The organism is Cupriavidus sp. 01L45 (assembly GCF_056399885.1).
In genome coordinates this window covers 38,065-45,486 of record NZ_JBFTSG010000080.1, presented here as the reverse complement: position 1 = coordinate 45,486, position 7,422 = coordinate 38,065, and the positions used below count along the sequence as shown (strand labels likewise).

General features: G+C 60.5%; 6 protein-coding genes and 4 pseudogenes. 8 read left to right on the top strand and 2 right to left on the bottom strand.

Translation table 11 applies throughout. The annotated features are described in order from the left end of the window. Together AC1DT6_RS36925 and AC1DT6_RS36920 are read left to right on the top strand one after the other, a co-directional pair. The coding region (locus tag AC1DT6_RS36925; RefSeq protein WP_477115413.1) for an IS1096 element passenger TnpR family protein at positions 1–349 on the top strand (349 nt) is incomplete at its 5' end. A 36-nt stretch (positions 350–385) separates the two neighbouring features. Further along, positions 386–1,206 (top strand): annotated as a pseudogene (locus tag AC1DT6_RS36920) (ISKra4-like element ISBte1 family transposase); the annotation flags it as partial. Here the strand turns inward: AC1DT6_RS36920 and AC1DT6_RS36915 are convergent. Further along, positions 1,203–1,520 (bottom strand): annotated as a pseudogene (locus AC1DT6_RS36915) (sterol desaturase family protein); the annotation flags it as partial. The pseudogenes AC1DT6_RS36920 and AC1DT6_RS36915 overlap by 4 nt on opposite strands. A gap of 40 nt (positions 1,521–1,560) precedes the next feature. Here AC1DT6_RS36915 and AC1DT6_RS36910 point away from each other — a divergent pair. The 5 genes and pseudogenes from AC1DT6_RS36910 to AC1DT6_RS36890 all read left to right on the top strand — a co-directional run bounded on the left by AC1DT6_RS36910 (position 1,561) and on the right by AC1DT6_RS36890 (position 5,114). Beyond that, positions 1,561–1,809, top strand: a complete 249-nt coding sequence (locus AC1DT6_RS36910; RefSeq protein ID WP_441632689.1) for a hypothetical protein — start codon at positions 1,561–1,563, stop codon at positions 1,807–1,809. Between the two features lie 472 nt (positions 1,810–2,281). Beyond that, a pseudogene (locus tag AC1DT6_RS36905) lies at positions 2,282–2,395 on the top strand (IS110 family transposase); the annotation flags it as partial. 338 nt (positions 2,396–2,733) lie between these two features. Continuing rightward, positions 2,734–3,414 carry a methyl-accepting chemotaxis protein gene (locus tag AC1DT6_RS36900; RefSeq protein ID WP_477111974.1) on the top strand — a complete coding sequence of 227 codons (681 nt, stop codon included), beginning with the start codon at positions 2,734–2,736 and terminating at the stop codon, positions 3,412–3,414. A gap of 13 nt (positions 3,415–3,427) precedes the next feature. Continuing rightward, entirely contained in the window at positions 3,428–4,222 is a 795-nt protein-coding gene (locus AC1DT6_RS36895) for a type IV pili methyl-accepting chemotaxis transducer N-terminal domain-containing protein (protein ID WP_441632685.1), read from the top strand. Between the two features lie 538 nt (positions 4,223–4,760). Continuing rightward, complete coding sequence (locus AC1DT6_RS36890) at positions 4,761–5,114, top strand: helix-turn-helix domain-containing protein (protein ID WP_441632683.1); 354 nt, start codon at positions 4,761–4,763, stop codon at positions 5,112–5,114. Positions 5,115–5,431: 317 nt separating this feature from the next. Here AC1DT6_RS36890 and AC1DT6_RS36885 read toward each other — a convergent pair whose 3' ends face one another. Then, positions 5,432–5,905 carry a hypothetical protein gene (locus tag AC1DT6_RS36885; protein WP_441632681.1) on the bottom strand — a complete coding sequence of 158 codons (474 nt, stop codon included), beginning with the start codon at positions 5,903–5,905 and terminating at the stop codon, positions 5,432–5,434. Positions 5,906–6,586: 681 nt separating this feature from the next. Between AC1DT6_RS36885 and AC1DT6_RS36880 the strand changes: the two are divergent. Next, a pseudogene (locus AC1DT6_RS36880) lies at positions 6,587–7,275 on the top strand (RNA-guided endonuclease InsQ/TnpB family protein); the annotation flags it as partial. Positions 7,276–7,422 lie beyond the last annotated feature (147 nt).

Below are 7,422 nucleotides of genomic sequence, written 5' to 3'. Positions count from 1 at the left end.
TCGTCTCCGCGAACACGAAGGCTTCGTCTATGTGTATGACTTCAACGCGTGGTGGCGCCACGAGATACGGGTGGAGCGGCGTAGGCTGCGGCAACATCCTGGCGGGCTGCCACGTTGCGTGGCCGGTTGCGGGCGTTGCCCGCCAGAGGACATGGGCGGGATCGGGAGCTATATGGAGGCCAGTGGCGAACGCAGTGAGTATGAGTTCCTCGATTGGCTCGAGTCGCTGCGCGAGGAGCCAATCGTGTTGGAAGACTTACGCGTTGAGGTCGGCGGGTGGCTGACTTGGCTGGATCGTCGCTTTGACCGTCAGATCGTCAATGATCGGTTGCGAGAGCTCGAGGGGTAGACTGGTCGCCRCAGCTTCCAAGGGAGGAGGGCGGCCATGCGTATCAGCTTGCAACTTGTAGTGCAGGACGATGGAGGCGTGCCAGCCACCGTCACCGAAATAGCCCAGTTCGACAGAGACGGGCTTGATGTGGGCTCGCTGGGCCCGCATCTGGAGGAGGCGAAATCATTGCTGGGTCGGCTGCAGCGCACGATGGTCGCGGCACAGGTTGTTGAAGTAGTTGCCCGGACCAGCGTTTGTCCCACGTGCGGTGCGCAGTTGGTTTGCAAGGGCCACCATCACTTGGTCTTCCGGAGCGCGTTGGGGCGACTGTCGATTGACAGTCCCAGGCTGTATCCCTGTCGGCTGTGCCAAGGCGACGCCCCCACCTTCAGTCCGTTCGCTAACTATTTGCCCGAGCGGGTCAGTCCAGAACTGCAGTATCTCGAGGTCAAGTTTGCAGCGCTGATGTCCTATGGCCTGACCGTCAACGTCCTGCAGGAAGTGTTGCCGCTCGATCATGTGCTGGCAGCCAGTTCGATCCGGCGCCAGGTCACCGGGCTCGGTCGCCGGCTGGAAGCGGAACAGGCCACTGACGCCCGACGGCACGCGGACGTGGCCGCGAGCGTCGGTTCGTCCGACACCCCGGAGCCCAGTCCGGTCCGCGCCGTCGGCATTGACGGCGGCTACCTTCGGCCGGCCGGCCACCGGTGCCGGCAGGATGGCTGGTTTGAAGTGATCGTCGGGAAGTCAATGCGCGATCAGGATGCCGGCCATAGTTTTGCCTACCTGCACAAGCTTGAGCACCGGCCGGCCGGCTCGGCTTTGGTGACCGCGGTGAGTACGTTCTCGATTGGTTCCACATCGCCATGCGGGTATCCGTGATGTGCGACAGCGTATGCAGGCCCTCGTAYATCAGGTAGTACGCCGCCATCGTCATCAGCGCGATATAGCCCGCGTTCTTCGAGAACACCACGCCGATCATCAGCGCGAACGGCACGGCCGCCAGCACGAAGGCTACCGGCGCAAAGGGCGGAAACAACAAGGCGCGCCAGCGCTTCTGGCCTTTGTACTCAAGCGTCAGATGTGTGAAGAAGCGATGATGCACCGCGCAATGCCGTTTATAGATCGCGCTGAACAAGCGCGTCGGTCGATGCAATATATAGCGGTGTGCAGCCCACTCGGCCCAGTCTTGGCCGTGCTACGATTCTTTTGAACAACTGGAGAAGGCTATGGATCTCCAAGGCTTCACGTACTACAAAGATCACTGGTATGAGGCATGCGCAACGTCCCCAACCGGTGGGCCCTGGCAGGGCCAGGTGACGATCTGTGCAAAAGCGGCGGACGGCAGCTCGATCAAGATCTTCGAGCACGAGCCTGTGCCTGGGCAGTACTTTTCCGAAGGTGAGGCGTGGCAGCATGCGCGCGACTATGCAGAGAAGCTGATAGACGAAGGCCGGGCGAACCCAGGCGCTCACTGATTCGCGCACCGTAGCACCATTCTGGTCAGCCACACTGCGTGCTACGGTCCTCCGAAATTCGGGGGCCGGGTATATATGGACGGCGCTGTCAACTTGCCGATAGCGAGACAAGGCAGTGGCACGCGCACGCACTGCTACAAATCCGGACTGCCGTGCTCAATGACCAGCTCCGATCGCACGTGGAACGATGGTATCCCTCCATCGCCAGAGCAGAAAGCCACCGCATTGCCGCTTAGTCAGCCCCCGCTTTGGGCGCTCTCGTAGTCGCCAAGAAATAGGTTTGAAAACCAATAGACTGCGGGCTACCGAGAGAGGTCATGGCCCCTCCACGATGGGCAGACCGATCGGAATTTTGGGTAATCGAATGGAAAGGGCTTCCCCGTCCCGAGGCTGCGGCGGAAGCCGCAAGTCGGCATTGAGGTGCCATGATGGCGTGTCGAAACGCCATCACGACCACAGGAGGGGAAGCCCCATGTCCATTGTTACCGTGGGTATCGATCTGGCCAAAGACGTGTTTGCCGTTCATGGGGTCGATGCGGCAGGCAAAGCACTTCTCGTCAAGCCGAGAGTTACCCGTGATCAGTTGGCCATGCCCCTACGCACGCGTCGTGATGAGGCATCTGGCACGGGATCGGTGCGCGGGTCGGTCCCGCCGTGCCATTTTCCTGCGCCCGCAGCCTGATGCAACTTCCGTGAGCTATGGCATAGATATTGCGTGGGCGACACATAGGCCAACGGCGGCCTTGAAACAATCTGGCAAGTCGCGATGACACGCTCCGAAAAGGAGCATCCCGGGCAACGGCGCCCCGGAGCGAAATGTTCACGAATCGGACAACCGGTTTGCAAGCATCTCGCTTCGGGGCGCTTTTTCTTTGCCGGTCAGCGCGGTGCGCGTCTGCGTCGACACTACCTGCAAGGCATGGCATGAACGCTTTCTCTACTCAGTCACCCGAGGCCGAAGTGTCCGCCGAAACCATCGGCGGATTGATCAACCTTTCCGGAAGGCAGCGCATGCTGTCGCAACGGATCGTCCTCCAGATATTGCTCGCTTCGCGGGGGGACACTGCCGCGCTCGATATCGCACGCAAGTGCCTGTCAATGTTCGAGTCGGCGCATTCGGATCTCGTAACGGGCAATGAGCGTTTTCCCGGCGCATTCTCCGGCGCTTTGCAGCAACTGTACTTTGGTAGTCCACGCGCTGACGCGCGTATCCGTGAATTCATCGCCCAGGTCAGAACAGCGATAGACGCACCACTGGCCGACACCAGCCGGCGAGCGCCATCCCTCGACGTGCTGGTGGCGCAGGCCACGCCAATGCTTGAACTGCTGCAGACCGTCACGCAGGCCTACCAGGAGGAGATGCACCGTTGCGAGGTCGCTGTGCGCAAACGCCACACCGACCTCGTCGAGCGCCTCAGCGGTATTTCTTTGCAGGCGAATATCGTTGCAATGAATGCGCGCATCTCGGCGGCACGGGCGGGAGAGTACGGCAGGGAGTTCGCGGTGATCACGCTGGTGCTTGCGGACATCATCAAAGAGATGGATCAGCTGATCCGACACGTCGTCGGCCCGAGCGATGCGTCCAAAGGTCCAATCAAAGTTTAACGCGGAGACACCCTTGAAACGTTACCTCTGTTCCTTCTGCTTGGTTGCCTGCAGCGTCCTGGCGCTGGCCTTGGCCGGGACCGCTTCGGCCGAAACGCTAACGATCAACGCGGCGATCAACAAGGCGGGCCGCCAGCGCATGCTGTCTCAGCGCATGGCCAAGGCTTACTGCCAGGCTGGCCTCGGTGTTGAAGTCGAACGTTCGAAGAAGGTCCTCGAACAGTCCGTGGCGCTCTTTGACAAGCAGCTCATGGAGCTGAAGGCGTCCGCGCCCACGCCGGAGATCAAGGACACCTACGCCAGGCTCGAGCAGACATGGATTCCCTATAAGCAGTTGCTGTCCGCTGGCGATCCGAATCTCGATAGCGCGAAAGCAATCGCAAGAATGAGCGAGGACATGCTGAAGCTTGCGCAACAGGGAACCCTCCTGCTCGAGAAACATTCCGGCACCATGATGGGTAAGCTGATCAACGTTGCCGGCCGCCAGCGGATGCTCTCGCAGAGAATTGCCAAGATCAGCATGTTCCGCGCCTGGGGCATTAACTCCCCCCAGATGGCGCAGGATCTGGACACGGCTACCAGGGAATTCGCAGCCGCGCAGGAACTCCTCACCGCGGCACCGCAAAACACAGAGGCAATCCGTCGCGAACTGCAGCTTGCCGGCTCTCAGTGGCTGTTCTTTGAAGAGGCACTCAATCAGACCGGGGTCAGTCGCGCGGAACAGTTGAGAAACATCGCCACGACCAGCGAGCGTATTCTTCAGGTGATGGATGACGTCACCAGCATGTATGAGGGGATGCCCAAGTAACGTGGGAGCGTGAACGAGCTATGCCAGACGCGGCTTTACAGGCAGCCACGCTTGCAATGCCTGCCAGGCGCACAGCCTTTCCGCAGCGACGGCAGGTCCACGCGGGTCAGATCGCCCACCAGGCGCCAGAACTGATAAGAACGACGCGGCCGATACCGTGTCGTTCTGTGAGGCTGTGAACTGGATGCCGAGGGCCAGGCCAACTTGTCCGCGCACGCGCGTCGCGCGGGGGGTCCCCCAGCTCTAGGGGTGCTCGAGCGGCAGTTGCAGGAGTTGCGTACCCAATTCTCGACGGAGCTGGAGTGTACCCGCGATCGGTATCCATCGCGCAGGAGCGGGCCAGCGCTACCGAGCGCCGCGCACTGCGGGAGATCGACCAGCCAGAATGCCGAGCAGGCGCTCGCGGAAATTGCGCGCTGAGTTGGCGGCGGTGYAGGCGAGGGCGCGGCGTTTGATATACTTTCACGATAGTGAAATAATCGGGAGAGCAGCCCCAGTGCTGGATCTCCCAGTCTCCCAAATCTCCGGACCTCCCCCAATGCCACGACCGCTAGCCGATGCCGCGCCACCATCGCGGGCTGCCATCCGCACCATCGACCAACTGGGTGATCGCATTCGGGCGACGCGGGTTGCCGAGGGGATGCCAATTGACCAGGCGGCCAGGCATTGCGGCGTTTCCGTCGGCATGCTGTCCAAGCTGGAGAACGGCAAAGGGGTGAATCTGGAGCACGCACTACGCGCGCTGGAAGGACTGGGTTTGACGATGCTCGTTGTCCCAAAGGCGCACGTGCCCCTGCTCGAGCAGGCCGCCACCCACGCGGCCAAAGCCTCCCAGCTCGCAATGAGGGCGGATGGCACCCACATGGAAGACGCCGATGCCCAGTACTTTTGAGCGGTCACGCTAAGCGAATCAAAATCGCCGGCGGCGGGAACCTCTTCGCCGATCAGTTGGCAGTGGCGGCTTTCGCAGTGCGCGGCAATTCCCGTGCTATTGGCTGGTAGCTATGACTACAGAGCGCGCGTCCTGAAACAGCAACGCGCGCAGATATTACTCGCTGCCTTCGTTTTGTGATGCGGCCCAGTCGCGTATTGCCTCCGCAGTTCGCCCGCTTCGGCACCACCGACCCAAGTGGCCAGTTGATGCCCCTTCTTGACTGGGTAGCGTCGACAACGGTAGCAAGCAGAGCCGAGGGGGGCGGGGGGGCGGTGCTAGATGTGAAGAAGGTCCAAGTCGTGAATCGTCTTGTCGCCTGTCCTGCGTGAACCTGCCCACTTGCGTAAGGTTTCGATGTTGTCGCGAATACGAAGCGCTTCGTTCCGGAGAACATCTCGGCGCCAGATTTCTTCGTCGCCGCGAAACAGTTGCACCGTAAAGTGCGGGACGTCCCAGTCGGTCATCTTGGCAGCGAGAGGGCCGTCGGCGTGGGAATGGACTGACAATTCTAGAGGGTGAGATTCAATCTTGTATAGGATATCTGCAGCAGGCACGACTCCGCTAACGTCGACGCCGTTGTGGTGTCCCACAAGGGAAACTTGACGGCCGGAGACGGGAGTGAGCACAAGATCGTCGAGTAGCAGATGGGCCTGGACGCATAGCTTGTACCGGTTTCGCAGGGCCACAAGAAGTGAGAGCAGTGCGGCACCGATGACCGCAGCCAATACAAGCGCCTCTGTCATATCCATACCGTTTCCTCACATCGGCTTCTGGCTACACACAGCGAAGTGTAGTTGAGGAACGTGTGGTGCGGCGAGTTCTGCGCTGCTTGGGGCAGATCATGACGTCCCCCCGTTGGAAATGTGCCAGTGCAGCATTGACCGTCTGGGGCGACCGTGCTTTGGATGGGCACATTTCGCTGTCTGCCTCGCTAGCCTCGACGTAACAAGGTAACGATTCAAGCAGCTTCAGGGGGGGGCGTCGACCAGCTTTATCCGCGCGCTACCCAGCGACTTGCGGCTGAGTCGAGGCCACCCGCATTTCCTTGCGATACCGGTCCCAAGCTGACGGGTAGAGGGTGGAGGCGACGGCCTATTCCATCCATGTTGCATCTTCCTCCTGCATTAGCCGCCCGCGAGAATGTAGTCCCCCAGCTTTGTTGCCTTTTCCTCCAAGCCCTCCAACTCAACTGCAGACACCTCTCTCAATTCAAATTGACCGGGAAGCGCGGCAAGCCCCGGTCTTCAGAGGCTGTCGCAAAAGGTACAAATCGAGACAGTTTAGCTTTGTAAGTGCTTGAATTGTCAGGGCGAAAAAAGCCGGCGCGCTCGGCCGTGTACCCTATTGCGACAGCCTCTTCAGGCCGGGGAAGGATAGCGCGAATGCCGAAGGCGTCCTTGACAACGCTTGATCGATGATACGATCAATTTATGCAACGACTCCAAGCCTTCAAATTCGAACTGATGCCTAACGGCGAGCAGCACCGCGACATGCGCCGCTTCGCCGGTTCGTGTCGCTTCGTGTTCAACAAGGCCCTGGCGTTGCAGAAGGAGTGCTACGAGCAAGGCGAGAAGAAGCTAGGCTATGCCGGGCTGTGTCAGCTACTCACTGCGGATGGCGACACAGCGCCGATACGTCGTGGCTGAAGGATGCGCCAGTGCACCCACTCCAACAAACGCTCAAGGACTTGGAGCGCGCCTATACCAATTTCTTCGCCAAGCGAGCGGATTTCCCTTGCTTCAAGAGAAAGGACCAGCGCGACAGCTTCCGCTACCCCGATGCCAAGCAGATCAAGCTGGACCAGGCAAACAACCGGATCTTCCTGCCTAAGCTGGGCTGGCCGCGTTTCCGCAATAGCCGCAGCGTGCTTGGCATGGTGAAGAATGCCACGGTCAGCCTGTCATCCGGCAAGTGGTTCGTGAGCATCCAGACCGAGCGCGAGGTCGACCAGCCTGTGCCGCAGGCCGGCAGCGCGGTCGGCATCGACATGGGGATCGTGCGCTTCGCCACCTTGAGCGATGGCACCTTCCTCACCCCGCTCAACAGCTTCAGGCGACACGAGGCGGCACTGCACCGCGCGCAGCAAGCCATGAGCCGCAAGATCAAGTTCAGCAAAAACCCGGCGATCAATGCCGTCGGCGACTGTATGTACCGAGTGGATACCCAATAACCTCGGAAAGCGCTGGTTAGTGGCGCGTCCCGTGGAAAATCCATTCGCGAGGCAGCGGAGTCATTAAATCACGCCGCCCCGCATGCGACTCGCTAA

Excerpts from the sequence above, each read along its gene's own strand:
- AC1DT6_RS36885 (WP_441632681.1), bottom strand. The coding sequence starts at position 5,905 with ATGGATATGACAGAGGCGCTTGTATTGGCTGCGGTCATCGGTGCCGCA.
- AC1DT6_RS36890 (WP_441632683.1), top strand. The coding sequence starts at position 4,761 with ATGCCACGACCGCTAGCCGATGCCGCGCCACCATCGCGGGCTGCCATC.
- AC1DT6_RS36900 (WP_477111974.1), top strand. The coding sequence starts at position 2,734 with ATGAACGCTTTCTCTACTCAGTCACCCGAGGCCGAAGTGTCCGCCGAA.
- AC1DT6_RS36910 (WP_441632689.1), top strand. The coding sequence starts at position 1,561 with ATGGATCTCCAAGGCTTCACGTACTACAAAGATCACTGGTATGAGGCA.